General features: G+C 65.6%; 19 protein-coding genes and 3 pseudogenes. 10 read left to right on the top strand and 12 right to left on the bottom strand.

Annotation, left to right across the window (positions count from 1 at the left end; all coding sequences use genetic code 11):
• Positions 1-5 precede the first annotated feature (5 nt).
• Positions 6-1,550 carry an IS21 family transposase gene (gene istA, locus MRB47_RS16080; RefSeq protein ID WP_252100662.1) on the bottom strand — a complete coding sequence of 515 codons (1,545 nt, stop codon included), beginning with the start codon at positions 1,548-1,550 and terminating at the stop codon, positions 6-8.
• A 182-nt stretch (positions 1,551-1,732) separates the two neighbouring features.
• Between istA and MRB47_RS16075 the strand changes: the two are divergent.
• From MRB47_RS16075 to MRB47_RS16050, 6 genes and pseudogenes are all read left to right on the top strand, one after another.
• Positions 1,733-2,269: pseudogene (locus tag MRB47_RS16075) on the top strand (LysR substrate-binding domain-containing protein); the annotation flags it as partial.
• Between the two features lie 129 nt (positions 2,270-2,398).
• Positions 2,399-3,022 carry a YdeI/OmpD-associated family protein gene (locus tag MRB47_RS16070; RefSeq protein ID WP_252101193.1) on the top strand — a complete coding sequence of 208 codons (624 nt, stop codon included), beginning with the start codon at positions 2,399-2,401 and terminating at the stop codon, positions 3,020-3,022.
• A 261-nt stretch (positions 3,023-3,283) separates the two neighbouring features.
• Positions 3,284-3,892, top strand: a complete 609-nt coding sequence (locus MRB47_RS16065) for a hypothetical protein (protein ID WP_135148457.1) — start codon at positions 3,284-3,286, stop codon at positions 3,890-3,892.
• Between the two features lie 9 nt (positions 3,893-3,901).
• Complete coding sequence (locus MRB47_RS16060; RefSeq protein WP_252101192.1) at positions 3,902-4,486, top strand: isochorismatase family cysteine hydrolase; 585 nt, start codon at positions 3,902-3,904, stop codon at positions 4,484-4,486.
• 18 nt (positions 4,487-4,504) lie between these two features.
• Positions 4,505-4,972 carry a DUF421 domain-containing protein gene (locus MRB47_RS16055; protein ID WP_047350010.1) on the top strand — a complete coding sequence of 156 codons (468 nt, stop codon included), beginning with the start codon at positions 4,505-4,507 and terminating at the stop codon, positions 4,970-4,972.
• A gap of 89 nt (positions 4,973-5,061) precedes the next feature.
• Complete coding sequence (locus MRB47_RS16050; protein ID WP_088888594.1) at positions 5,062-5,394, top strand: I78 family peptidase inhibitor; 333 nt, start codon at positions 5,062-5,064, stop codon at positions 5,392-5,394.
• Positions 5,395-5,474: 80 nt separating this feature from the next.
• Here the strand turns inward: MRB47_RS16050 and hemW are convergent, their stop codons facing one another.
• The 5 genes from hemW to MRB47_RS16025 all read right to left on the bottom strand — a co-directional run bounded on the left by hemW (position 5,475) and on the right by MRB47_RS16025 (position 10,192).
• Positions 5,475-6,710, bottom strand: a complete 1,236-nt coding sequence (gene hemW, locus MRB47_RS16045) for a radical SAM family heme chaperone HemW (RefSeq protein WP_172206409.1) — start codon at positions 6,708-6,710, stop codon at positions 5,475-5,477.
• 92 nt (positions 6,711-6,802) lie between these two features.
• Entirely contained in the window at positions 6,803-7,420 is a 618-nt protein-coding gene (gene rdgB / locus MRB47_RS16040) for an RdgB/HAM1 family non-canonical purine NTP pyrophosphatase (RefSeq protein ID WP_011804363.1), read from the bottom strand.
• 45 nt (positions 7,421-7,465) lie between these two features.
• Complete coding sequence (rph, locus tag MRB47_RS16035; RefSeq protein ID WP_252101191.1) at positions 7,466-8,200, bottom strand: ribonuclease PH; 735 nt, start codon at positions 8,198-8,200, stop codon at positions 7,466-7,468.
• 76 nt (positions 8,201-8,276) lie between these two features.
• Positions 8,277-9,179, bottom strand: a complete 903-nt coding sequence (locus MRB47_RS16030; RefSeq protein WP_015912600.1) for a PP2C family protein-serine/threonine phosphatase — start codon at positions 9,177-9,179, stop codon at positions 8,277-8,279.
• A complete protein-coding gene (locus MRB47_RS16025) occupies positions 9,176-10,192 on the bottom strand; it encodes a serine/threonine protein kinase (protein ID WP_015912601.1) in 1,017 nt (338 codons plus the stop codon). Before MRB47_RS16025 ends, MRB47_RS16030 begins: the two co-directional genes overlap by 4 nt.
• 96 nt (positions 10,193-10,288) lie before the next feature.
• On the opposite strand from MRB47_RS16025, the gene MRB47_RS16020 reads away from it, so the two are divergent.
• Genes MRB47_RS16020 through rpoZ form a run of 3 tightly spaced genes read left to right on the top strand, consistent with a single transcriptional unit; the run spans position 10,289 to position 12,058 of the window.
• Positions 10,289-11,182, top strand: coding sequence for a YicC/YloC family endoribonuclease (locus MRB47_RS16020; RefSeq protein WP_041835906.1), 894 nt, complete (start codon positions 10,289-10,291; stop codon positions 11,180-11,182).
• A 36-nt stretch (positions 11,183-11,218) separates the two neighbouring features.
• Positions 11,219-11,839: a guanylate kinase gene (gene gmk / locus MRB47_RS16015; RefSeq protein WP_011804388.1), complete on the top strand. Its 621-nt coding sequence runs from the start codon at positions 11,219-11,221 to the stop codon at positions 11,837-11,839.
• Between the two features lie 15 nt (positions 11,840-11,854).
• The gene (gene rpoZ, locus MRB47_RS16010) at positions 11,855-12,058 is read left to right on the top strand and encodes a DNA-directed RNA polymerase subunit omega (RefSeq protein WP_011804389.1); all 204 of its coding nucleotides are present in this window, start codon (positions 11,855-11,857) and stop codon (positions 12,056-12,058) included.
• 574 nt (positions 12,059-12,632) lie between these two features.
• Here the strand turns inward: rpoZ and MRB47_RS16005 are convergent.
• The 6 genes and pseudogenes from MRB47_RS16005 to MRB47_RS15980 all read right to left on the bottom strand — a co-directional run.
• Positions 12,633-14,540: a hypothetical protein gene (locus tag MRB47_RS16005; protein ID WP_252100595.1), complete on the bottom strand. Its 1,908-nt coding sequence runs from the start codon at positions 14,538-14,540 to the stop codon at positions 12,633-12,635.
• A gap of 115 nt (positions 14,541-14,655) precedes the next feature.
• A complete protein-coding gene (locus MRB47_RS16000; RefSeq protein ID WP_252101190.1) occupies positions 14,656-16,476 on the bottom strand; it encodes a TRAP transporter large permease subunit in 1,821 nt (606 codons plus the stop codon).
• Positions 16,477-16,497: 21 nt separating this feature from the next.
• On the bottom strand, positions 16,498-17,124 hold the full coding sequence (locus tag MRB47_RS15995; RefSeq protein ID WP_047349613.1) for a TRAP transporter small permease subunit: 627 nt from the start codon (positions 17,122-17,124) through the stop codon (positions 16,498-16,500).
• A gap of 324 nt (positions 17,125-17,448) precedes the next feature.
• Positions 17,449-18,429, bottom strand: a pseudogene (locus tag MRB47_RS15990) (gamma-glutamyltransferase); the annotation flags it as partial.
• Between the two features lie 5 nt (positions 18,430-18,434).
• A protein-coding gene (locus tag MRB47_RS15985) for an IS5 family transposase (protein WP_252100767.1) occupies positions 18,435-19,299 on the bottom strand; the annotation gives its coding sequence in 2 pieces (ribosomal slippage) (positions 18,435-18,882 and positions 18,881-19,299; 867 coding nt in all).
• A 61-nt stretch (positions 19,300-19,360) separates the two neighbouring features.
• Positions 19,361-20,254: pseudogene (locus MRB47_RS15980) on the bottom strand (gamma-glutamyltransferase); the annotation flags it as partial.
• Positions 20,255-20,547: 293 nt separating this feature from the next.
• On the opposite strand from MRB47_RS15980, the gene MRB47_RS15975 reads away from it, so the two are divergent.
• Positions 20,548-25,383 (top strand): response regulator, encoded by a 4,836-nt coding sequence (locus tag MRB47_RS15975; RefSeq protein ID WP_252102644.1) that lies wholly within the window; start codon positions 20,548-20,550, stop codon positions 25,381-25,383.
• Positions 25,384-25,400 lie beyond the last annotated feature (17 nt).

Genomic DNA, 25,400 nt, shown 5'->3' with positions numbered 1-25,400 from the left:
GGAGTTCAGTGGTAGTAGCCCGGCCCGCGCACGTTCTCGTGCAGCGGCAGGCTCGCCTGTGCGGCCATCGGCGCATCCAGCGGCCGCTGGTCCAGGCCGCAGCCCAGGATGGAGGCGATGCTCTTGTAGGACGGTGAGCGAATCGACTGCGCCCGCGCACAGGCGGCCTCCAGCCGGTCAGCCCCGTACTCACGGCCCAGGCGCATGAGGCCCAGACAGGAGCGGTAACCCTGCTCGGGATGCTGGCGGTGCTCCATCTGCCAGCGCACCACGGCGGCGGTGGCCGCGCCCACGCGCTCACCCCAGGCGATGAGCTTGGCCGGCGTCCACTGCAGGTGCGCCCGGTGCGAGGCCGGCATGTGCTCGGGCGTGGTGGTGTGTGCACCCCGTCGGGGATTGAGGGCGTGGGCGGCCACGCGTTTGCTGCCGTGCAGGACTTCGAGCGTGCCGGCCGTGATGCGCAACTCCACCGGCTCACCCACCAGGGCGTGGGGCACCGAGTAGTAGTGGCCATCGAGCTCAACGTGGTAATCGATGTTGACGCGGGCGGGTTTGAAGCGCGCGATGGGCATGCGCACCGGCGGCAGGGGGCGCAGGGCTGGCCGGTCGAGTTCGGCGAAGGCGCTAGTGCGGTTGCCCGGCAGCTTCTTGAACGCGCGCTGGTTCAAGTCCACCAGCAAGGCGGCAATCGCCCGGTTGAGCTCGGCCAGGCTGAAGAAGGTCTGGTGGCGCAGCCTGGCCAGAATCCAGCGCTCGACCACCTGCACAGCGACCTCCACCTTGGGTTTGTCGCGTGGCTTGGCCGGGCGCGCGGGCATCACGGCCAGGCTGTAGTGCGCACAGAGCTCTTCGAGCAGGCGGTGCGCGGTGGGCTCGTAACGGTCGGGTCGGGCCATGAGGGCGCGCGGCTGGTCAGGCACCAGCAGGCGGGGCACGCCGCCGATGAACTCCAGCGCGCTAATGATGCTGGCCACCCAGTCGGTGGTCTTCTGGCTGGCGGTGGCGCAGGCGTAGGTGTAGTTCGATGCGCCCAGCACGGCCACGAAGACCTGGGCCTGGCGTATCTCGCCAGTGTCGGCATCCACCACGGGAACGGTCTGGCCGGCGTAGTCCACAAAGAGCTTGTCACCGCCCGTGTGGGTCTGGCGCATGGAGCGCTGCAGGCGCCGGGCCCAGGCCTTGTACTTCTCGCAGAAGGCGCTGTACTTGTACGCCTGCCCGCTGTGCTGTTGCTGGTATTCCTCCCAAAGCAACTGCAGCGTCACGCCAGGTCGGCGCAGTTCGCGGTGGATGTGGGCGTGGTCGGGTTCAAGGTGCCGGGACTCGCGCGCCACGGGTGGCTTGTAGAGCCGGGCCTGGAGTTCGTCGTCGTTCAGGCTCTGGGCCAGTGCCCAGTCCACGCCGGCCACGCGCGCGTAGCTGGCTATCTCGCTGACAGTGGATTTGGAGATGCCGAGGGCGGCACCGATTTGACGGGTGCTCAAGGCCCCGCGGTGCAGCAGTTGCAGTGTGTGTCGTAGTTTGCTCATGGTGACCCTGGGTGTGGGCATCGCTGGTTCCGGTCAAAAAACCGGGCAGCGTATGCCGCGTTCGGGTCACTCAGAACACCCCGCAGGTGTCCGCCATCAGTTTGGAATGCTGTCCGCCTTCAGCGTGGAACACTGTCCGCCATCACGCTGGAACACTGTCCGCCATCAGCATGGAATCGTGTCCGCCATCGCGTGGAATACGCAATCTGATCGATGAAAACGTCGATTGCGTGGTGCGGGGAGGTGAGCCGGGCGACGCCTCGCTTGTGGCAAGGCATGTAGGCGATCTTTCCATGGGGCTGTATGCGGCACCTACATACTTGGCGAATGCCGGAATGCCCTTGCACCCCAAGAACCTGGAGGCCGCACCGCACCACATCGTGGGTTTTCTGGGATCAAGCACCGGACGCGTCTTATCCTGCGTATTGCACCGCGGTGACGAACAAGTGCGCGTGATGGGCCGTTACGCGATTGCCATCGACGATGGCAATGCCTACCTGGCGGCAGGCGTTGCCGGTCTGGGGGCGCTCTGGTTGCCTCAGTACATGGCAGCGCCTCATCTGGCGCGGGGCGAACTGGCGCCGCTGTTTGAGGACTGGTCCATTGCGCCGATGCCGCTGTATATCGCGTTTCCTCCAAACCGTCATGTGGGTGCTCGGCTGCGGGTGTTCATGGATTGGATGGTTGAACTGATGAAGACGCATGCTCCGCTGTCCGGGGCGTATCCGCATCGGCGCTGAGAGGAGGGGCGTTAGACTGCGCCAGGGGATTGCGCCATCTGGCAGCCAACGGGTGCGGCGGCACGGCCTGCAGCTCACAGCTTCTCTGGACATAACGACAAGCGGCGCTCTTGGGGCACACTCTGGTCGATGACTGTCGCCAGTTCCAGCATTCAACTCGAATCTGCCCCGGCCTCGTTCAAGAGCGCCAAGGCTTTCGATGCATGGTTGAGGAAGAACCATGCCGCTTCGGGCGGTCTCTGGCTCAAGATTGCGAAAAAGGGCGCTCAAGAACCCAGCGTTACCTACCCCCAGGCGGTGGAAATCGCACTCTGTTGGGGCTGGATCGACGGTCAGAAAAAAGCCCTCGACGATCAGCACTACCTCCAGCGTTTCACGCCGCGGCGCGCGCGCAGCATCTGGTCGAAAGCCAACATCGACAAGGTCGAGGCACTCATAGTGGCGGGCCGCATGCAGGCGCCTGGCTACGCCCAGATCGAAGCGGCCAAGGCCGATGGGCGCTGGGCACGGGCTTACGACAGCGCTCGTACGTCTACCGTACCAGAGGATCTGTTGGCCGCGTTGGAAATTGACGCAAAGGCCAAAGCCTTCTTTGCAACGATCAATGCGGCCAATCGTTACGCGGTACTGTGGCGCATCCAGACAGCCGTGAAAGCAGAAACGCGCGCCAGACGAATCGCCCAGTTGGTTGATATGCTCGCACGCGGCGAAACCATCCACCTTTTCAAAGCTCGTTCTCGCGCCGGACAGTGAATGCCACGCGCATGGCGCGACGGCTTGCTGTCGGCACCAGTCCTTCAAGCACTACCTGACCCCAATGTCGCACCCCGCTATCGCGTTGATAGCGGGGTTTTGTCTTTTCGTCTGCGATCAACGCGACAGCGGTCGGCTGCGCGACTGCTTTGTTCGGAAATTGCATTACGCGCAAATAGGCCGTTGCCTACGGCGCGGGACCGGTCCGCCTCCCACCATGGGCTTCTCTTGCATTCCCACCCCACAACCTGGAGAAGACCCATGCCCAAGCCACGTTATGACGAAGCCCAGCTCAAGGATCTGCTGTTGCAGATGATGGAAACCGAGCTGGGTGGTGAGCAGGTGTACCGCGCGGCGATCGACTGTGCGACCAATGAAGACCTCAAGAAGGAATGGGAGGGCTACCTCGACGAGACGCTATCGCACCAGAACGTGGTACGTACGACCTGCGAAAACCTGGGAATCGACCCCGAAGAGGTGGTGCCTTCGCGCCTGGTGGTCAAGCACATCGGCGATTCGCTGGTCAAGGCGATCGAACTGGCCCGGCAGGCCGGCAATCCTGCGCAGGCCCAATTGGTTGCCTGCGAATGCGTGGTGCATGCGGAGACCAAGGACCACGCCAACTGGGAGCTGCTGGGCAAGGTGGCGGAGGTGGCGACCGGGGATGTCGGTCGCGCCCTGAAAGATGCCCATGAGCGCGTGGAGAAAGACGAGGACCACCACCTGTACCACACCAAGGGCTGGTGCCGCGAGCTATGGATTGCAAGCCTGGGCATGCCCGCGGTGCTGCCTCCGCCGGAAGAGGTCAAACAGGTAGAGACGGCCATTGGCGCGTCGCGCGCGGAGCAGCAACGCGACGCGATGCTTTGAGGAGGCTGCGTGGCGCGCCCCGCCGCATTGCGCCGCACGCCGCTGCCGCGCAGCAAACACGTGCTGCTGTTGGTGGATGTGATCAATCCGCTGAATTTCCCTACAGCGGCAGACCTGCTGCCCGGAGCGGTACGCGCCGCGAACGCCATTGCGCGGCTGAAGACACGCCTCGCGCGGCGCGGGGTCACGGCGATCTATGCCAACGACAACTACGGCACGTGGCACAGCGACTTCCGTGACATTCTCACCGCCTGCCGCGCGCTGCCGGGGGCGCGCGGCGAAATGGCCTGCCTGCTCGCGCCCGCGCCGCAGGATCTGGTGATCCTCAAGCCACAGCATTCGGCGTTCCATTCGACTCCCTTGCAGCATTTGCTGGACAAGATGCAGACCGAGCAGCTGATCATCGTGGGCCTGGCCGCCGACATGTGCGTGATGCTGACGGCCACCGATGCGCGCATGCTGGGCTACAAGGTGTGGGTGCCGTCGGATTGCACCGCCGCGGAATCGGAACACCGCAAGACGGAGGCCCTGCGGCAATTGCATGAGGTGTTCAAGTGCGCCGTACGGCCTGCGGTACGGGCGGCTGCACGCTGACTGACCGGAGCGACCGCCATGTTCAACCTGGACTTACCCGCCGCGGAGCTGGTGCTGCGCGCCGCCATGGTCTACGGCCTGCTGCTGGCGCTCATGCGCGTCAGCGGCAAGCGCACCGTCGGGCAATTCACGCCGTTCGACCTGCTGGTGGTGATGCTGGTCAGCGAGGCCGCGGGTCCGTCCATGACGGGCAAGGACCAGTCGCTGTGGGGCGGTCTCATCGTCTGCCTGGTGCTGATCGGATTGAACATCCTGGTGGGGATACTCACGGCGCGTTTTCGCATGGCCGAGAAACTGTTGGAGGGCGAGGCGATCCTGCTGGGGCGCAATGGGCATGTCTTTGACACGGTGCGCAAGCGGCATCGCGTATCGGAGAACGACGTGGAGCGGGCGTTGCGAGAGGCCGACTGCGACAGGAAGGACATGCGCTACCTCTTCCTGGAAGCCGACGGCAGCTTGAGCGTGCAAAAGCACCGCGAGGATTAGCCGCGTCGCCGCCGGGTTACCGATGGTGACGGCCCGTGCACCGCGGCTGCGGTATGGTGCTGCATTTTTCGGAGCAGGAGGCAACAGGCATGCGTTATTTCTTAAAGGCAGGCGGCGCCGTGGCCGTGGTGGGGCTGATGATGGCAGGTTGTTCGTCGATCGGACCGGGCAGCAGCCCGGCGCCCGCGCCCATTGGCGCCAGCACGGCCCCGGTGGGCGGTGAATGCAACGCCCAGGGCGCGCAGGCGGCGGTGGGTAAGAATGCCACGGCCAAGGTGGTGGAGGACGCGCGCGTGCGCTCCGGCGCGCGCTTGGCGCGCGTGCTGCGCCCGGGCCAGATGATCACCAAGGAGTTCGATGGCCAACGCCTCAACCTGGAGGTGGACGCCAGCGGCAAGATCATTGCCGTGCGCTGCGGCTGATCAGCCGCAGGAATGTGGCGCTGATGAAGTGTGCGCGGCTGTGACCGTGCGCGCTTCGTCGGTGTGCTTTCGGGGCCCGCTCAGTCCGCCAGGAAGAGCGCCTGCAGGTCGCTCAGAAAGTCAAAGCCCCGCTGTGTGGGACGCACGCGCTCCATGTCCCGCGTGATCAGGCCCTGCGCCTCGGCCTGCTGCAGGCCAGCGGCTATGGCCGTGATCGCCAAGCCCGTACGGGCCGTGAAGTCCTGCAGCGCAAAACCCTCCTGCAGCCTTAGCGCATTGAGCATGAACTCGAACGGCAGGTCCGCGCGGCGCACGTCGTCGTCTTGCGCGATGGCGCGCCCTGCGAGTGCTCCGGCCATGTAGAGCTGCGGATCGCGCAGGCGCACTTGGCGCACCACCCGGTGCGCAAAGCTGAGCTTGCTGTGTGCGCCCGCGCCAATGCCCAGATAGTCGCCAAACTGCCAATAGTTGCGGTTGTGCACGCATTGGTGGCCCTCGCGTGCATAGGCCGATACCTCGTAGCGTGCAAGGCCTGCCGCGCCCGTCAGTTCGGTGATGCGGTCGAGCATGGCATAGGCTGCATCGTCCTCGGGCAGCGGTGGGGGGTACTTGGCGAAGTAGGTGTTGGGCTCGATGGTCAGGTGGTAGATGGAGATGTGCGGCGGCTGCAGCGCGAGCGCGGTGCGCATGTCCTCGTCCAGCTCGGCCGGCGTCTGGCCGGGCAGGGCGTACATGATGTCGAGGTTGAAGGTGTCGAAGGCCTGTGCGGCCTCTTCCACCGCGGCCAGCGCCTGTGCGCGGTTGTGCACGCGGCCCAGCGCCTGCAGGTGCCGGTCGTTGAAGCTCTGCACGCCGATGGACAGCCGCGTGACCCCCGCGCCGCGGTAAGCGCGAAAGCGCTCCTTCTCGAACGTGCCGGGGTTGGCCTCCAGCGTGATCTCGCACCCCGCGTCCAACCGCAGGCGCGCGCGGATGTCGCCCAGCAGCCGGTCGATGGACTCGGGCGCAAACAGGCTGGGCGTTCCGCCGCCGATGAAGATGCTGTGCACCGTGCGGCCCCAGATCAGCGGCAGGGCGGCCTCCAGGTCGGCCAGCAGGGCGTCGATGTAGCGCGCTTCGGGCACGCCGCCATCGCCGCCGCGCGCCTCGTGCGAGTTGAAGTCGCAGTACGGGCATTTGCGCAGGCACCACGGCAGGTGCACGTACAGCGACAGCGGCGGCAGGCTGGACAGCTGCAGCAGGCCGGGGCGCATGTAGTGCTGCACGTCGCGCAACGGCGCGCCGGACTGCGCGGCAGGGAGGATGGGGATGGTCATACGAGTCTAAAAACCATAGCTGCTGGCGCTCGCCTGGCAATCGTTTCAGTACCAAAACACATTGAAACCCTTATCTGGCAAGCGCTAACCGCTCACCTTTCTGAGGTTCCAGCAAACCAGTGCTCGCGCATCAGCTCCAGCATCTGGCGCGATGAGCGGCCGCGGTGGCTGTGGGCGTTCTTCACCTCGGGCGGCAGCTCGGCAAAGGTCTTGCCGAAGGCGGGCAGCACCATCACCGGGTCAAAGCCGAAGCCGCCCGTGCCGCGCGGCGCGCGTGCAATCTCGCCGGCCACGCGGCCCACGGCGATCAGTGGCTCGGGGTCCTGCGGGCTGCGCACGGCCACCAGCGTGCTGACCATCGCGGCGCGGCGGTCGTCGATGCCCTGCATCTGCTCCAGCAGCGCGCGCACGTTGTTGGCGTCGCCCTTGTCGTAGCCGAACTGCGTGGCGTAGTAGGCCGTCTGCACGCCGGGCTGACCGCCAAAGGCCTGCACGCACAGGCCGGCGTCGTCCGCCAGCGCGGGCAGGCCGGTGTGGGCGCTGGCAAAGCGGGCCTTGGCCAGTGCGTTCTCGACGAAGGTGTGGAACGGCTCCTCGGCCTCGCCCACGCCCAGTTCGGCCTGGGGAATGAGCTGCACGCCCAGCGGGGCCAGCATGGCCTGCAGTTCGGCGAGCTTGCCGCGGTTGTTGGAGGCGAGTACGAGTTTCATGGTCAAAAAGATCTTTAGCGCATATCAGTCAAGCGCAAACAGCTATCAATTGCGTAGCGACTGCCGTTGCAGGGCGACCAGCTCGGCGATGCCCTTCTCGGCCAGCGCCAGCAGTTGGTCCATTTCCTGGCGCGAGAAGGTCGCGCCCTCGGCCGTGCCTTGTACCTCCACATAGTGGCCGGTGCCGGTCATCACCACGTTCATGTCGGTGTCGCAGGCCACGTCCTCCACATATTCCAAGTCCAGCAGCGGTTGGCCCTGCACGATGCCCACGGACACGGCGGCCACCGCACCGGTGAGCGGCGATGCGCTGATCTTGCCCGCAGCCAGCAGGGTGTTGACCGCGTCTTGCGCCGCCACCCAGGCGCCCGTGATCGCGGCGGTGCGTGTGCCGCCGTCGGCCTGGATCACGTCGCAGTCGATCTGGATCGTGCGCTCACCCAAGGCTTTGAGATCAAAGACTGCCCGCAGGCTGCGGCCGATGAGGCGCTGGATCTCCTGTGTGCGTCCGCTTTGCTTGCCGCGCGCGGCCTCGCGGTCGCTGCGGGTGTGGGTGGAGCGGGGCAGCATGCCGTACTCCGCCGTCACCCAGCCTTCGCCGCTGCCGCGTTTGTGCGGCGGCACCTTCTCCTCGACCGACGCGGTGCACAGCACGCGCGTGTTGCCGAACTCGATGAGTACCGCGCCCTCGGCATGCATGGTGTAGTGGCGCGTGATGCGGATGGGGCGTAGCTGGTCCAGGGCGCGGCCGCCGCTGCGGGCAAAGGGGGTGGTGGTCATGGCAGGTCCAGGTCAAAGAAGGGGCTCCCCGCGCTCCTGGCGGAGAGCGGAGGAGGCGGTGCGCCCGGGCCGCGGCCTACAGCTTGCGCGCGGCAGAGCGCCGGATGGCTTCGTTGATTTCGGCGATCGAGCGTTCGATGGTCTCGTCGTCCAGGTCGTCCGCAAAGCTCTCCAGCGGGCCAGCCTGAATGGTGGAGGCGAACACGTCGTCACTGATGCTGTCGGTGGAAATGCCCTGGGTGGACTCGAACGTGTCGGGTGTTTCCCACTCCATGGCCACCACGGTCACGTTGTCGCTGCTGTCCCCGGCCTTGCGCAGGGCGTCCTCGACCAGGTCGGGCACGGCGTTGGAGACGGTCTGGCGGCCCAGCTGGCGTGCGATGGTCTCATCGTCCAGCGCGCCCCACAGGCCGTCGGAGCACAGCAGGATGCGGTCACCCTGCTCCAGCAGCACGGGGCCGGCCACGTCGTACAGCGGCTTGGTGGGAGAGCCCAGGCAGGTGAACAGCACGTTGCGGTTCACGCGCTCCAGCCCGGCGATGGCGGCGTTGCGCAACTCCAGGTAGGAGTGGTCACGCGTGCGCATGAGCAGCTCGCCCCCGCGCACGAGGTACAGGCGCGAATCGCCGCAGTGGATCCAGCTGGCGCGCCCGTCTTGCACCACGGCGATCACCAGCGTGGTGCGCGGCGTGTCGAGCATGTCCTTGGTGGTGCCATAGCGCAGGATCTGATGGTGCGCGCCCAGCAGTGCGGTGGAGAGGAACTCCTGCACATCCTTCAGCGTGGGCTTGGCTTGGCGCTGGAACATCGCGGAGACCGTCTGGATGGCGATCTGCGCGGCGACCTCGCCCTCCGGGTGGCCGCCCATGCCGTCAGCCAGCACGAACAGCACCGACTCGCGCGTGTAGCAGTACCCCATGCGGTCTTCGTTCTTCTCGCGCCCGCCGCGGCGGCTGATCTGAAAGACAGAGAACTTCATTTAGGCCGCGCTCCCAGACCGGTGGCTTCGCCCACCTTTTGCACGTTTTTCTTGGTGTCCGACACCAGGGTGTCGAGCTGCATGCGCATCTTCTCGGCCACCGACAGCTTGGTATAGCGGCGCTCGCCCTCGCGGCTGAGCTCCTTTTGCAGCGCGAACACCGATTGCGGGCGCGACAGCGGATCGAGCGCCATGCACCATTCGACCACCTCGATCAGGTTGTCCGAATACACGCCGCGCAGCTTGTTCAGCGCCAGCGACAGGCGGTCCTTCTCCTGGCGCTGCGGCGCCTCGTTGGGCGGAAATCCCTGCATGCACGCATAGATGCAGGCGCCAACGGCGTAGATGTCCGTCCAGGGGCCCATCTGCGAGTCGCGGCGGTACATCTCGGGCGCAGCAAAGCCGGGGGTGTACATCGGGCGGATGAAGTTGCCCTCTTTGGAGAGTACCTCGCGCGCGGCGCCGAAGTCGATCATCACCGCGCGGTTGTCGTCGGTGATGAAGATGTTGGCGGGCTTGATGTCCAGGTGCAGCATCTTGTGCTGGTGCACGATGCGCAGGCCGCGCAGCACCTCATCGAACAGTGAGCGGATGGTGGACTCGCGGAACACCTTTTGTGTCTTGAGGTCGCGTGCGGTGATGATGAAGTCCTGCAGGGTCGCGCCCTCCAGGTAGTTCATCACCATGTAGACGGTCTCGTTCTCGCGGAAGAAGTTGAGCACGCTCACCACGGAGGCGTGCGAGATCTGCGCGAGCGCACGGCCTTCCTCGAAGAAGCTCTTGAGGCCCAGACGGTAGAGCGAGAGCTTCTCGGGCGGCACCTTGGGCAGCAGTTCGCCCGGTGCACGCGTAGCCAGAGAAGCGGGAAGGTATTCCTTGATGGCCACTTGCTGGCCTTCGGCGTCAATGGCGAGGTACACCACGCCAAAACCACCGGAGGACAGCCGTCGCACCACGCGGTAGCCGCCAATGGCGGTATCGGGGGGCAGGGGGGCCGGCTTGATTTTTGACATAGGAAGCGAAGGCAGTCGTGGGCGCGGGTGGGGAACCCGGATAATCGCTGGATCGCAAGCAACCAACCACCGAAAAGTCCAATGGCAGTTTACAGCATGACCGGATACGCCAGCGTGCAGCGCGGCGTGGCTACTGCAGGGGACGACAAGGACGGGCCCGTACGGCGCCTGGGCCTGGAAATACGTGCGGTCAACAGCCGCTTTCTGGACCTGTCTTTCCGCCTGTCCGATGAACTGCGCGCCCAGGAGCCGGCGCTGCGCGCCCTGCTCACGCAGCGCCTCAAGCGCGGCAAGGTCGAGGTGCGCGCTTTCGTGGACAACGACGACTCCGCCGCGCTCGCCGAGCCATCCCCGCGCATCTTGCAACGGGTGGGCGCGGTGCAGGATGCGGTGCGTTCGTGGCTGCCCGACGCCAGGCCGCTGTCGGTTGCCGACGCGCTGCGTTTGTGCGCCAATGCCGGCGCTCCCGCGCTGGACTGGAGCGAAACGGCAGCGCGCGCGGCCGAGCAGGCGCTGGACGACCTGGTGGCCGCGCGCCAACGCGAGGGCGAACGCCTGGCCGCCATGCTGCAGGAGCGCATCGCGCAGTTGCGCGAGCTGGCCCGCCAGGCGGTGCCGCTGGTTCCGCAGCTTGTGGAGCAGCAGCGCCAGCGCTTCATGGAGCGCTGGAAGGAGGCCATGTCGCTGGCCGAAGGCGCGGTGGTGCCCGAAGCGGCCCAGGACCGCGCCCTGACCGAGGCCACGGCCTTTGCCATCCGCATCGACGTCGCGGAAGAAGTCACGCGGCTGCAGTCGCACCTGGACGAGATTGCCCGCCTGCTCAAGAAAGGCGGCGAGGTCGGCAAGCGGCTGGACTTTCTGATCCAGGAACTGCACCGTGAAGCCAACACGCTGGGTTCCAAGTCGGCCGCCATGGACCTCACGCGCATCAGCGTGGACATGAAGGTGCTGATCGAGCAGATGCGCGAGCAAGTGCAGAACATCGAGTGATAATCCTGTTTTGATAGCGGCTCACGCACACTCCATATGGACTATCCCGGAAATTTGTTTGTAGTCTCTGCCCCCAGCGGGGCGGGTAAATCCAGCTTGGTCAAGGCCCTGCTGGAGCTGGACTCGCATGTGCAGCCCTCCGTGTCGCACACGACCCGCGCGCCGCGCGGGCAGGAAAAGCACGGCCGCGAGTACTTCTTCGCTTCCGAGCAGGAGTTCGACGCGATGGTGGCGGCTAACGGCTTCGTCGAGTGGGCGAACGTCCATGGACGCCGTTATGGAACCTCCCGCAAGGTGATCGAGGAGCGCGTGGCCCAGGGGGCGGACGTGGTCTTGGAAATCGACTTTCAGGGCGCGCTGCAGATCAAGCAGGCCTTCGCGAACGCCGTGCTGGTCTTTGTGCTGCCGCCCAGCTGGGACGAGTTGCGCGCCCGGCTGGAACGCCGGGGCGAAGATGCGCCCGACGTGATCGACCTGCGCCTGGAGAACGCGGCAGAGGAAATGGCGCAGGCCAGCAAATTCGACTTCGTTATAATCAATGAGGTCTTTGAGCGAGCGCTTTTCGACCTGAAAACCATCGTTCATGCCCAGCGTCTCAAGTACGCCGCCCAGCGCCGCGCCCGGGCCGAAACCTTCGAGTCGCTCAATATTCCCTGATCCCTGGAGAACACCATGGCCCGCATTACCGTGGAAGACTGCCTCGAGCAGATTCCCAACCGTTTTCAACTGGTGCTCGCCGCCACCTACCGTGCCCGCATGCTCAGCCAGGGCCACGCCCCCAAGATCGAGAGCCGCAACAAGCCAGCCGTGACGGCACTGCGCGAAATCGCCGCCGGCAAGGTCGGCCTGGAAATGCTCAAGAAGGTTCCGGGCTGAGCGATCGTCAGCCTCCGGTGATCCCGGTAAAAGAGCACCGCGTGGCGCTAGCCGTTCCGTTAAGGTGTTGCTAAGCCCTTGATTCAAGCCCCTCTGCTTCGGCACGAGGGGCTTCGTTTCTTTGGTCGCTATAAGGGACATGCTGAATTTCAAGCCCCTTTCCCTAGGCGTCGCGCTCGTGTGTGCCGCCAGCTTCCTCACTGCCTGCAACGACGAGCCCGCTCCGGACTTCAGGGGCAGCACTCCCGTGGCATACGGCAATCGGACTGTCTCTCTGAGCGTTGAGGCTTGGCGAGACAATGGCAGCCAGCCTTGTCGTGTCCTTATCAGAGGCGCTGAAGTAACAAATTGGGTCAAACCAACCGGTATTCTGCCGCGGATGACCCTAGCCCCGGCAGTAGTGCTGGCCTGCACAGGGCGGAGCCCGTACCTTTCCTCGGTGAGCGGCGAGGGTGAAGGGGGTGTAGCCGAATGGGAAGAGTCCTCGGGGCCTGAATCGGGAGCCCCCCTCTCTGTCTACCAAGTGCGAGTGAGCTCCCTGACTGCGGACCAAGCTCACCTCGAACTACGGGTCCTACGCGGCAAGTGACTCGCTTGCGTGAGCCACGGGGCCGGAGGGCTTGAGCGACCGAGCGGCAGGCGCGCGGCGTCTTTCGGGCGGTTCGGGAGTGAAATAGATGATGTCTTCGGGCGCTATGGGTCCGCGCGCCAGCCCCAGCCGCATTGCCGGCGTTTTCCCGTCCCGGCCAACCTCGCAGTAGTTGAAGTACGTCCGGAAGATGCCGAGCACCTTCACCAGGACTTCGGGGTTGTAGGCGCTCTTCCCGAACCAGAGACGTCGGTCGGTGTTGGCGCTGGCCACCGCGCGTTCTGCCAGCGTGAGGCCTCGCCGGACCTGCATAAAGAAGCGGTCGACAGCGGTAAGGGTGGCTTTCAGGTGCAGTAGCGCCTGGTGGCTAAGCTGGAGCCGACGCTTGTCCGGTTCGGTTTCGACCGGGTCGATATCGGTCAGCCAGCAAACGGATTTCTCAGGCTCACGCATCTCCGATATGGGATGGCGGAACCAGCGGTCCCCCCACTTGCCGATGGCAACCATGCGCGCCAGTTCTTCCTCGGCAGCCAGAAGTTCTGCAGCCTCAGGGGTTACCCCGTATTTCTCCGCTAAGCGCGCCAGACGCCGCTTGGTTGCACCAACCAGCGCGCGCTTCATGTCCACTGACATATCTTTGAGCACCTTGACATAGAAAGCGTCAGCCGTCCGGTCCAGAACCCTTTTCGGCACGGCCGTCAGAATGGCCGCACGTATGCCCGACTCCTGGTCTGTGAAGAAGCGAATCTTCTTGGCACGGCAGAGCAGTCGAGTGACAAGCTGGATGTGGGCGTACATCACCACTTGCTCATGCAGCAGCATGCCCTTTACGGGGGCACGGGATGAGTTCGCGGGGCCTTCACCATCTTCTATATCGGGGCGACCTAAGGCTGCGTCGTACGTCTCTTCGATGACCGATTCCATAGGCTTTCGGGAGGTACCTCCGCGAGGCGCCGCCCTCTCAGCCGCAGCATTCCAATCAGCCGGTAGCCAGACTCTCGCGTAGCGGCGAAACGCTCTGGCAAGTGCATGGTCGCCAAAGCGAACCATGTCCTTCTCTACGTCAGCAGAGTCCAGCGCAGGGTCAAAGTTGACGTTGACCCCGAACACATAGCCCGTAGCCTGGTCGGCCGTTGCAATGGACAGCAAAAGTGTGTTCTTTCGCACCTTCTTAGAGTGCCAGTTCACCACCAGCTTTTGCCGGTCAACCGACAGATATCTTGAGCCTAGGTCGTCGCGTCCCATGAGGGTTCGCTCACGCTCGCCGGCGAACATCTGGGCCTGCTCATAGAGGAAGTCGATGCGGTCGTATAGCTGGCTGGGGGAGATATCGAGGACCTTGATGATGCGCCGCAGCGGCATGGCGTTCATCAGATGCACCAAGATATCGCGATTGGAGTGACTGCGACGTTGGCGCTTGGTTGACCGGCCGCCGAAGGAGAACGCCTTCTTGCAGCCGACACACTTGAACCGGGGAGTTCCGTGGGCGTTGGTGCCGAAGCGAGTCACATTCTCAAGGGATGGCGCCCCCTCCGATAGAGAGCAGGCCTCGTTCGGACACTGCGGGAGTACTGGTTCAAGGTACTCCGACATGCGCATAAGCTCCTCGGCAATCGCCAAGTTGCTCTGCATAGGGGTGATTTCCTCGCACAGGCGGCACTTCAGTGCCGGCTGGTCCTTACCGGTAGCGACCACGGTGTAGTCGCCTGGGCCAACGGAAGAAGCTGGAGTACCGGCCCCGCCTCGGGCAACCGCAAGCTTGGGCGGTACGCCGAAGTTACCGCACTTGGGGTTCTTGCAGTGATTGACTTGAATACCCGCCGCGGCCGGCGGAAATCTAGGCGGCCACTTAGTCGGCTTTACTGAAGTTGGATGAGATTTTTCCTTGGACAAAGAAACGCCCTAGTCGTTGACTAGGGCGGAATTTTGAGCCATTACAGCTTTCTTAGCAACACTTTAACAGAACGGCTAGCCGGCGTACCGGGGCTTTTAGTGGGGGTGAGACGGCTTACTTGCTGCCCGAGCCCATGGCGTCCTGCAGCGCCTTGGCTGGGTCGTCCGAGCCGTAGCCGCCGTCGGCAGGGGGTGCCAACTCGCCCTCCGGTGCCGGTGCCTGCTCGGCGTCTGGAGCGGGCTGCGATGCGAACGGGTCGTTGCCTGGCGCACCGTAGCTCTCCGCATCCTGGAGCGCATCCATCATTTGCGCGCCCACCGCTTCCATGTTCACTTCCACCTTTTTGTCCAGGCTGCCCGTCACCAGGGACGGGAAGGTGATGAGCAGGCTCACCATGATCAGCTGGATCAGAACGAAGGGAATGGCGCCCTTGTAGATCTGCATGGTGGTCACGGGCTGGATGGCCTTGTGCGTCACCCGGTCGATGTAGGGCTTGTCCGGGGCCACCGAGCGCAGGAAGAACAGCGCGAAGCCGAAAGGCGGGTGCATGAACGAGGTCTGCATGTTCATCGCCAGCAGCACGCCGAACCAGATCAGATCGATGCCCATCTTGTCAGCGACGGGTCCCAGCAGCGGCACCACGATGAAGGACAGCTCGAAGTAGTCCAGGAAGAACGCCAGAAAGAAGATCATGAGGTTCACCACGATCAGGAAGCCCACCTGTCCGCCGGGCAGGCTGGCCAGCAGGTGCTCCACCCACTTCGGGCCGTCGGCCGCCTGGAACACCAGGCTGAACGTGGTGGCGCCGATCATGATGAACATCACGAAGCTGGCCAGGCGCGTAGTGGCGCCCAGCGCCTGCTTGAGCAGGGGCATGTCCAGGCGCCGGCGCGCGAAGCCCATGACCAGCGCCGCCATGGCACCCATGGCGCCGCCTTCGGTCGGTGTGGCAATACCCAGGAAGATGGTGCCCAGCACCAGGAAGATCAGCAGCAGTGGCGGAATCAGCACGAAGGTCACGCGCTCGGCCAGGCGGGAGAGCATGCCCAGCTTGAGCACGCGGTTGATGCTCGCGATGACGAACGCGATGAAGGTGCCGCCGCACATGGCGGTGACGACCTTCTCATCGGTCGGCACGTCCAGCACTTCGGTGCCTGTCCACCACGTATGCACGTCGGCCATGTGAGCGGCCAGGAAGATCGATGCTGCCGTGGAGATGCCCATCACGACGGCCAGCGAGACATAGCCGGAGCTGCCATTGTCTTCACGGTAGATGCGCGCCTCGGGTGGCAGGGCGGGTACGGACTGGGGCTTGAAGATGGCCAGGATGACCACCCACAGCACGTAGAGGCCGACGAGGATGAAGGCGGGCACGAATGCACCCTTGTACATCTCGCCCACGCTGCGGCCGAGCTGGTCGGCCATCAGGATCAGCACCAGTGATGGGGGAATGATCTGGGCCAGGGTGCCGGATGCGGCAATCACACCGCTGGCGAGCCGCCGGTCGTAGCCGTAGCGCAGCATGATGGGCAGCGAGATCAGGCCCATGGAGATCACCGAGGCCGCCACCACACCGGTGGTGGCCGCCAGCAGCGCGCCCACGAAAACCACCGCCAGCGCCAGGCCGCCGCGCAAAGGGCCGAACACCTGGCCCACCGTGTCGAGCAGGTCCTCCGCCATACCACTGCGCTCCATGATCAGGCCCATGAGCGTGAAGAAGGGCACCGCCAGCAGCGTGTCGTTGGCCATGATGCCGATCAGGCGCTGCGGCAGCCAGGCCATCACGGACGAAGGAAAGACCCCCAACTCGATCCCCAGGAAGCCGAACAGCAGGCCGCAGGCGCCCAGGCTGAACGCCACGGGGAAGCCCAGCAGCAGGAAGATGATCAGGCCCCCGAACATGACGGGGGCGTAATTGCTTGTGATGAATTCCATGAAATGCTTTCCTGGGGCAGATCAGCGTTGCGCGGCGGGAGCGGCGGACAGGGCCTGCTCCTGCTTTCTCTCAGCTTCGGCGCGCAGCGCCTCGGCCAGTTCTTCTTCAGCGCTCTTGTCGCTGAGCTTGCCCATGGGATCGGGCCCCTGGCCACGCAGGAAAGCGATGCGCTTGATGAGTTCGGACCAGCCCTGCAGCATCAGCAGCGTGATACCGACGGGAATCGCCACCCATACGGGCCAGCGGATCAGGCCGCCAGGATTGCCGGACACTTCACCCGACTGGTACATCTGGATCACGACCGGCATGCTCAGGTACAGGATGGTGATGCACAGCGGGGTGAGAAAGAGCGCAAAGCCCACGATGTCGATCCACACCTGCACCTTCTTGGGCAAGCGGCTGTTGACCACGTCGATGCGCACGTGCTCGCGGTTGAGCAGCGTCCAGCCGGCGGCGATCAGGAAAGACCATGCGAACAGGTACCACTGCACTTCCAGAAAGGCGTTGGAACTCGTGTCGAACGCCTTGCGCACGATGGCGTTGGCGGCACTGATGAAAGTGGATGCGAAGATGAGCCAGATTGAATACTTGCCCACGAACGCGTTGAGCCTGTCGATGGCCCGCGACAGTGAAAGTAAAGCCTGCATGGTGTCTCCAAGAAGATGGCTGGGTGCGCGTGTCTGTCCGCACGCGGGGTGGGGCATGGGCCAGATCGATTTGCAGAACGCTGACGCTGCCGTCGGTAGGCAGGGCACGGTCGGCGGCGCCGCGCACACGTCCTTACAAAGGTGACATTCTACGAAGTCACGCAGCCTCGCCAGGTAAAGGGTTTAGCCTGCCCCCGCAGGGGGAGGGGCGTTGCGCTGCTATGAAAATGGGAGAAAACGGCGCACGCAATAGCGCAGGCGGTCCACGCGCTGCCGCACGAAGGGCGACGCATCGCCCGTGCGTCGCCGGGGGGGGCGGGGCTTTCAGTCGCCCATGACCACGCCTTCGCGCCGCGGGTCCGCTCCGCCCAGCCACATGGGTTTGCCATGCACTTCGCTGCGCGTAATGGCCTGCAGGCCGCTGGTCATGTTCATCTCGCGCACTTCCGCGCCGCGTGCGCGCAGGTTGTCGATCGTGGTGGAGGTGAAGCGCTTTTCCTCCAGCAGGGTGGGGCCGTTGAGGTTGCCGAAGTTGGGCAGATTGATCGCCTGCTGCGGCGTCAGGCCCCAGTTGAAGATCCCGTAGATCGTCTTGGCGGTGTAGTGGATGATGAGCGCGCCGCCCGGGCTGCCTCCGCTCATCAGCAAGCGCCCGGACGCCTTGTCAAACACCAGTGTAGGCGCCATGGACGAGCGGGGGCGCTTGCCCGGCTCGACGCGGTTGGCGATGGGGCGGCCCTGGGCGTCGCTCGGCGCAAAGCTGAAGTCGGTCAGTTCGTTGTTGAGTAGGAAGCCCCCGCTGCGCGCGCTGCTGGTGCTGACCATCTGGCGGGAGCCGAACTGGTCTTCGATGGTGGTGGTCATGGCGACGGCATTGCCCCGGGCATCGACGACGCTGATGTGGCTGGTGCCGTATTCCGGCTGGTCGGGCATGGGCGCCATGCTGGTCTGCGCCCCGCCGGGGGTTCCGGGCTGGGCCACCTTCATGCTCTGCGGTTGGATGAGGCGTGCGCGGCTGGCGAGGTAGGCCGGGTCCAGCAGGCTCATCCAGCTGCCGGCAGGGGGGCGCACGAAATCGGGGTCGGCCACGTATTGCGCGCGGTCGGCGAAGGCCAGGCGGGCGGCTTCGTTGTACAGATAGAGCCAGTCGGCCGTGGGCAGCGGGCCCAGCGGGTCGGCGGAACCTTGGGGGCCCTCCTGCAACGGCATGGTCGTGGCATCGGTGTTCTTCAGGATGCCCAGGATCTGCGCCACGGCAATGGCGCCGGAACTGGGCGGCGGAAAGCCGCAGACGCGATAGGCTTTAGGATTTATCCGTAAATAATATTGACAGGTAGACTGATCTTTCGCAAGGTGATGATGGCAGCGGCCAGATGGTTAAGCGCGAGAAACGTGTGCTCCAGCTTTTCGTAGCGCACGAGCAGCTTGCGGAATCTGTTGAACCACCCATGGCATGCCTCCACTACCCAGCGGCGCGCCTTCTTCTGCGGATTGCGTTTCTTGCGCTCTGCCTCGCTCTTGCGGCCCACTACATGCGGGATATAGCCGTGGGCCAGGATGATCTTCATGGCGTTCTTTCCCCGGTAGCCGGCATCAGCGCATAGGTGCTTGCTGCGTCGCTGCTTGGGTGTGGGGCGCTTGATCATGCAGGACGCCAGCACGGCCTCAAGTTGCGTCACGTCGTGCGCGTTGGCCCCGGTCACGACGAGTGACAACGGGACGCCACGCCCGTCCACCAGCAGGTGACGCTTGCTGCCTTTTTTTCCCCCGATCCGTCGGGTTGCGCCCCACAGCCTCTTGCGCCAGTGGCGCCTTGAACATGGCCCCATCAATGCTTTGCCAGCGCCAGGCAACGCCTTCGAAATCATCGTACTCAGCAAGACCTGCACGCCACAGGTTCTCAAAGAACCCGGCCTTGGACCACAGCATGAACTTCTGATGGATCGCGCTGGCGCTGCCGAAGCGCTCAGCAGGCAATGCCTTCCATTGGCAGCCAGTGCGCAGCACATACATGATGGCCTCGAACACCAGCCGTGGCGGTTTGCTCGGGCGGCCCGCTCCGGCTGCGCGCTTGTACTGCTTGTCAGGATCGCGCGCAGGCTGCGGCACCAGCGGCTCCACCCGGCTCCAGAACTCGTCCGTCACTTCCCACGAATTGGCATGCACCTTGGCCATCTACATCTCCTGCGCCGCATCACGGGCGACTCAGGAACATAGTTTAATTTGCGGATAGATCCTTAGCGCCAATCTGGTAGTCGGAGCACAGGGCCTCCCGTTTCTTGGGCTGGTAGCCTGCCAAGTCGGCCAGGCTGAGCCCGCCGGGATTGCCTGCGTGGCCCTGAACCTTGGCCACGATGGCCTGGGCCACTTCCCCTTCAAGCAGCGCCTTGGAGCCGTTCCTGGCAATGGCACGCAGCACGCTCGCCAGCTCAGGATTCTTGAGCGTGTGCCCCACGGGCCAGGGTTGGCCGGCGGCATCGAAGAAATAGGCGCGCGCCACCGGGTCCTGCGCGAGGAACTTCTCATTGGCCAGCAAGGTGTGCAGGCGCGCACTGACCTTGAAGCCCTGTTCCGCCAACTGGATGGCGGGCTCGAACAGTGTGGCCCAGGCAAGCTTGCCGTGTTCCTTGTGGGCTTGCTCCAGCATGCGCACCGTACCCGGCACGCCGACCGAGCGCCCGCCCACCACAGCGTCATGGAAGGCCATGGGCTTGCCATTGGCGCCAATGAACAGGTTCTCCGTGGCGGCCGCGGGGGCGGTCTCGCGCCCGTCGTAGGCCTCGACCTTGCTGCCAGCCGCGTGCAGCAGGAACGCGCCGCCGCCGATGCCACTGGACTGCGGTTCCACGAGGGTAAGCACCATCTGTACCGCGATGGCCGCATCCAGCGCCGAGCCGCCTGCCTTCAGCACCTGGTAGCCGGCGTCGGTCGCCAGCGGATTGGCGGCTGCCACCGCGAAGCGCTCGGTAGCCCAGCCGGGCTTCTCCGTGTAGCCGGAAGAGCCCTCGGGCTGTTGCGGCACCTGGTAGTGGAATGCGGCGGGGGGGCTGGAGCAGGCCGCCAGCGTCACCACCGCGAGGGCAGCGACGACAGAGGCGGTCATACGTTGGGCGCGCAGGTACGGTCGCATCGGGGTCTCCTTGGTGGTGGCGTGATCCGGGCCATCGTACTGGGCAGAAAGGTCACACGCTCCCGCTGTTACATGCTGGTACGCTGCTGTTGGCAGGTGGTGGATAAGTGTCATGCAGGATGGCGAAAATGGTTACGTTTTGACATACTCCGCGCACCCACTGGATCACGGCGCGCCACGCGTCTGTGACGCATCTTGCACCGACCCCCGAAGCACGGGGCTGATGGAGGTTTCCTTGAAAAGCTCCCCCGACGTGTGGCTGCTCGCTCGGCCCCTTGGCAGGCATGACGGCCATGCCTGAGCGCAAGGAACGGCTGGCTGTTCTGCGCGATTCGCTGCGCGACCCACAGGGCCGGTGGTTGCGGGGCGCCGTATGGGTGCTCGTGCTGGCGGCGCTGGGTGCCTGGCTGGCAGTGGAAGCGGTCGCGCTGGTGCGCTCGGAACAGCGCCAACACGAACGCAATCAGCTGCTGGAAGGCATGGAGCAGACGCTGCTGAGCGAGAGCAGCAACGGCCCGCTGCTGGGGATGGTTACCTTGCTTGGCTTGAGCGAGCCGTCGCTCAAGGCTGCCGCGCAGGGCTTTCTGCCCTACGATGCGCCGCCGGTGCTGGCGCGCCTGGGCGTCATCCGCGGCCGCTTCATGGTGGATGGTGCCTACGTGATCGCGCGCGACGGCACGGTGGTAGCGCATGACACCGCCGGCAACCGCACGACCGGTGCGCAGCTGGGACATCGGCCCTATTTTCAGCAGGCCTTGCAGGGCAATGCGTCCGTATATGCCGCCCTGGGCGGCACGTCGCAGGAGCGCGGCCTCTATTACGCAGCGCCGCTGTATGAGAGCGATACCCCGTCCAGTCCCATCATCGGTGTGGTTACCGTCAAGGTGGGGTTCTCCCATTTCGACCGCCTGCTCACGCGGGCGGGGCATCCCGTGCTGCTGATGTCGCCGCAGGGCGTGGTGTTCTCTTCCACCCGTCCGGAGTGGCTCTACGCGATGACCGCGCCCCTGACGCAGGAACGCATCGACGCGGTGCGCAGCACGCGCCAGTTTGGCAGCCGTTTCGACAACGGGCTGGTGTCGGCCCTGCCGTTTTCCATCGACTCCCGCGAAGCGCTGATCGACGGCGTGCGCTATGCCGTGGGCCGCCGCGCCGTGGACTGGGAGGACCCTGCGGGCCCCTGGCAGCTGGTGTTGCTGGACGACATGAGTGCCATCATGCCCATGGGGTTGCGCTGGATGGTGGGAGGGGGCGCGTTCGCGCTCTTCGCGCTCGTGGGCGCCATGGCGCTGGACGCGCTGCGCAACCGGCGCCGCCTGGCGGAGAGCATGCAGCGCTTTTCCGTGCTGGGCGCGGCACTGGAGAACAGCCCCATTTCCATCGTCATCACCGATGCGGAAGGGGTGATCGCGTGGGTCAATCCCCAGTACGAACGCAACACCGGCTACACGCTGGGCGAAGTGCGCGGGCGCAAGCCATCGATAGCCGCCAGCGAACACACGCCCGCCGGTACTTACCGGGACATGTGGAGCCGGTTGCTGGCCGGCCATTCCTGGCGCGGACGCTTCGTGAACCGGCGCCGGGACGGCACCCTGTACCACGAGGAAGCCACGCTGTCGCCGGTGTTCGACGCCAAGGGCCGGCGCATCGCGATCGTGGGGCTGCTGCAGGACGTGACCGCGCGCATCGAGGCCGCGCAAGAGCTGGAGCGGCGTGAACGCCGCCTGAGCGAACTGCTGGAACAACAGACAGCGCTTTTTGACAACGCGCCGCCCATCGTGCTCGTCTGCGACGGGCAGATACGGCAGTTCAACCGCGCCCTGGCGGAACTGCTGCGCTCCTCGGACGATGCCCTGGCGGGAACCCCGGTACAGGAGCTGTTCGGAGGCGAGGCCGGCTACGGCGCCTTCACCGCACGGACCGTTCCCATGCTTCTGGCCGGTGGCTCGGTGCGCGAGCAGGCCGTGCTGCGGCGTCCGGACGGCACGTCGTTCACGGCGCGTATGGCGGGCCGCGGGCTGAAGATGGAGGGCGTGCAGATCGCATCGCTGTGGGTGATCGAGGACGTGACCGAGGCGCAGCGCGCCGAGGCTGCCACGCGCGAAGCCAACGCGCGGCTGGAGCTGGCGCAGGAGGCGGGGCACATCGGCGTGTTCGACTACAACTTGCTGACGCAGCGCATGGTGTGGTCGCCCCAGCTGGAGCAGCTGTATGGCGCGGCGTCGCTGCCGGCGCAAAAGGACGGGCATGCCGCAGAGAGGCCGTTCCAGGCGTGGGTGGATGTGATCCATCCCGAAGACCGTGCGCGCGTGCAAGGCCTGCTGGCGCAGGCACAGGCCGGCCAAGGCGGCGGCCGTCTGCGCGATTCCTGGCGCATCGTGCGCGCCGATGGCAGTACGCGCTGGATCCTGTGTACCGCGCGCGTGGTGCGCGACGAAGCAGGACAGGCCGCGCGCATCATCGGCGTGCAGGTGGATGTGCATGACCAGAAGATGTTGGAGGCGCGCGTGGCCGAGCAGCTCGCCTTCCAGCAGGCGCTGATCGATGCCATTCCGGTACCGCTCTTCTACAAAGACGCGCAGGGGCGCTACCTGGGTTTCAACCGGGCCTATGTCCAGGCCTTCGACATCCATACGGAAGACTTCATCGGCAAGACGGTGCTGGACCTGGAGTTCCTGCCCATGCTGGAGCGCGAACGCCTGCACGCGGATACCGAGGCCGCGCTGCGGGGCGCGCAGTCCGTGCACCGCGAGGTGGCCATGCCGTATGCCGATGGACTGGTGCACCACACGATGTTCTGGCTGCATGGGTTCAACCGCCCGGACGGCTCGGCGGGCGGAGTCATCGGCACCTTCGTGGACGTCTCCGACCGCCAGCGCGCCGAAGTGGAACTGCGCCGCGCCAAGGAACTGGCCGAGGAGACGGCGGCGCTCAAGTCGCGTTTCCTGGCCAACATGAGCCATGAGATCCGCACGCCGCTCAACGCGATCATCGGCATGTCGCACCTGGCCCTGAAGTCGGGGCTGGATGCGCGCCAAAGCGGCTACGTGGTGCGCATGCAGCAGGCGGGCCAGCATCTGCTGGGCGTGATCAACGACATCCTGGACTTCTCCAAGATCGAGGCCGGCAAGCTCGCGGTGGAGCGCAGCCCTTTCGCGCTGGACCGTATGCTGGAAGGCGTGGCCGACGTGGTGGGCTTCAAGGCGGCGGCCAAGGGGCTGGAGCTGGTGCTGGACGTGGCCCCCGACGTGCCGCAGCACTTGGTGGGCGACGCGTTGCGCCTGGGGCAGATCCTCATCAACTTTGCCAATAACGCCGTTAAGTTCACCGAGCAAGGAGAGATCCATCTGCTGGTGCGGCTGGAGCGCGACGAGGGCGCGCGCGTGCTGCTGCGATTCGAGGTGCGCGACACCGGCATCGGCATTGCGCCGCAGCAGATGCAGCGGCTGTTCCAGAGCTTCGAGCAGGCCGATACCTCCACCACCCGCCGCTACGGCGGCACCGGCCTGGGCCTGGCGATCAGCAAGAGCCTGGCCGAACTCATGGGCGGCGAAGTGGGCGTGCGCAGCGAACCAGGGCAGGGCTCGGCCTTCTGGATCATCGTGCCGCTGGTACGGGGCGAGCCCCTGCCCCGTGCGCTCTTGCGCAGCGATTGGCGTGGCAGCCGGGTGCTGGTGGTGGACGACAACCACACCGCCGCCCAGGTGCTGGTGGACATGCTGCAGACCATGGGCCTGCAGGCCACGCAGGTGCACTCGGGCGTGCAGGCGCTGCAGGCACTGCGCGACGCGGTGGCCGAGCAGCGCCCCTACGGCCTGCTGCTGCTGGATTGGCACATGCCGGGCATGGACGGGATCGAGTTGGCGCGCCGCATTCGCGGGCTGGGCCTTGCGCATATCCCGCAGATGCTGATGGTTACGGCGCACGGGCGCGACGAGGTGATGGACGCCGCGCGCAGCGAGGGGATCGACAACGTGCTCGTCAAGCCGGTGAGCGCGTCGGTGCTGTTCGACACGCTCATGCAGCCGCTGGCCCAGGCGTGGGACGTGCATCCGCTGCCGCGGTCTCCGTCTGGCGCCGCACCCGCCGTGCTGCGCGGTGCGGTGGTGCTGCTGGTGGAAGACAACGAGCTCAACCAGATCGTGGCGCAGGAGCTGCTGCGCGATGCCGGCATGCACGTGGATGTGGCGTCCAACGGCCAGGAGGCCATCGCGTGCATCGACCGGCGCCGGTACGACGTGGTGCTCATGGACATGCAGATGCCCGTGATGGATGGCGAAACGGCCACGCGGCAACTGCGTGCCGACCCGCGCCATGCCGGCCTGCCGATCATCGCCATGACTGCCAATGCCATGCAGGCCGACCGGGAGCGCTGCTTTGCCGCGGGCATGAACGACCACGTGCCCAAGCCCATCGACCCCGAAGTGCTGTGGGCCACGCTGGTGCGCTGGCTGTCGCCGCGCCCCGAGGCGGCATCGCACGCGCCCGCACCCCCGGCGGACGCGCTGCTGGCATCTGCATTCGCGCCTGCCCTGCCACAGGGCGTGCCGGGCCTGGATACCGCGCAGGGCCTGCAGCGGGCTTCGGGTAAGCCGGGGCTGTACGCCGAACTGTTGCAGCGCTTCGCGCTGAGCCAGAGTGACGTCGTCCGGAACCTGCAGGCGGCCATACAGGCGGAGGACTGGGCACTGGCCGAGCGCACCGCGCACACGCTGCGCTCGGTGGCCGCCAACCTCGGTGCGCAGCCGGTGTCGCGGCATGCGCAGGCACTGGAGCAGGCGCTGCGCTCTCAGGCGCCGGCAGAAACGCTCCAGCCCCTGCTGGCGGCCCTGGCAGAGCATATGGTGCCTTTGCTGCAGGCGTTGGGTGCCTGGGCCCGGCAGGCCCCGGGTGCGCACGCACGCGAGGCCACCGCACCGCCGCAGACGCCCGCACAGGTGCTGCGCGGGCTGCGCACGCTGCTGCGCGCGGACGACCCGGCCGCGGGCGACTACCTCCAGCGCAACGCGGCTGGGCTGGCCGCCTTGCTGGGTGCGGACTTCGATGCGCTGGAGCGCAGCGTGCGCAGCTTCGCCTATGACGACGCGCTGCGGCGGCTGGAGGCATGCCCGGCGGCCCCGGAGGAATGACGCCCCATCCCACCAAC

This window comes from Diaphorobacter sp. LI3, from assembly GCF_022807955.1.
Classification (GTDB): domain Bacteria; phylum Pseudomonadota; class Gammaproteobacteria; order Burkholderiales; family Burkholderiaceae_C; genus Diaphorobacter; species Diaphorobacter nitroreducens.
The sequence above is the reverse complement of the archived record's forward strand: the minus strand, read 5'-3'. Positions and strand labels throughout refer to the sequence as shown.

What these genes read in the sequence shown, in the direction of transcription:
- rdgB (WP_011804363.1), bottom strand. Translation starts at nt 7,420, where the DNA reads ATGAAACTCGTACTCGCCTCCAACAACCGCGGCAAGCTCGCCGAACTG.
- MRB47_RS16055 (WP_047350010.1), top strand. Translation starts at nt 4,505, where the DNA reads ATGTTCAACCTGGACTTACCCGCCGCGGAGCTGGTGCTGCGCGCCGCC.
- rpoZ (WP_011804389.1), top strand. Translation starts at nt 11,855, where the DNA reads ATGGCCCGCATTACCGTGGAAGACTGCCTCGAGCAGATTCCCAACCGT.
- istA (WP_252100662.1), bottom strand. Translation starts at nt 1,550, where the DNA reads ATGCCCACACCCAGGGTCACCATGAGCAAACTACGACACACACTGCAA.
- MRB47_RS16030 (WP_015912600.1), bottom strand. Translation starts at nt 9,179, where the DNA reads ATGAAGTTCTCTGTCTTTCAGATCAGCCGCCGCGGCGGGCGCGAGAAG.
- MRB47_RS16000 (WP_252101190.1), bottom strand. Translation starts at nt 16,476, where the DNA reads ATGGAATTCATCACAAGCAATTACGCCCCCGTCATGTTCGGGGGCCTG.
- MRB47_RS16020 (WP_041835906.1), top strand. Translation starts at nt 10,289, where the DNA reads ATGACCGGATACGCCAGCGTGCAGCGCGGCGTGGCTACTGCAGGGGAC.
- MRB47_RS16065 (WP_135148457.1), top strand. Translation starts at nt 3,284, where the DNA reads ATGCCCAAGCCACGTTATGACGAAGCCCAGCTCAAGGATCTGCTGTTG.
- MRB47_RS16025 (WP_015912601.1), bottom strand. Translation starts at nt 10,192, where the DNA reads ATGTCAAAAATCAAGCCGGCCCCCCTGCCCCCCGATACCGCCATTGGC.
- MRB47_RS16070 (WP_252101193.1), top strand. Translation starts at nt 2,399, where the DNA reads ATGACTGTCGCCAGTTCCAGCATTCAACTCGAATCTGCCCCGGCCTCG.
- rph (WP_252101191.1), bottom strand. Translation starts at nt 8,200, where the DNA reads ATGACCACCACCCCCTTTGCCCGCAGCGGCGGCCGCGCCCTGGACCAG.
- gmk (WP_011804388.1), top strand. Translation starts at nt 11,219, where the DNA reads ATGGACTATCCCGGAAATTTGTTTGTAGTCTCTGCCCCCAGCGGGGCG.
- MRB47_RS15995 (WP_047349613.1), bottom strand. Translation starts at nt 17,124, where the DNA reads ATGCAGGCTTTACTTTCACTGTCGCGGGCCATCGACAGGCTCAACGCG.
- hemW (WP_172206409.1), bottom strand. Translation starts at nt 6,710, where the DNA reads ATGACCATCCCCATCCTCCCTGCCGCGCAGTCCGGCGCGCCGTTGCGC.
- MRB47_RS16050 (WP_088888594.1), top strand. Translation starts at nt 5,062, where the DNA reads ATGCGTTATTTCTTAAAGGCAGGCGGCGCCGTGGCCGTGGTGGGGCTG.
- MRB47_RS15975 (WP_252102644.1), top strand. Translation starts at nt 20,548, where the DNA reads ATGCCTGAGCGCAAGGAACGGCTGGCTGTTCTGCGCGATTCGCTGCGC.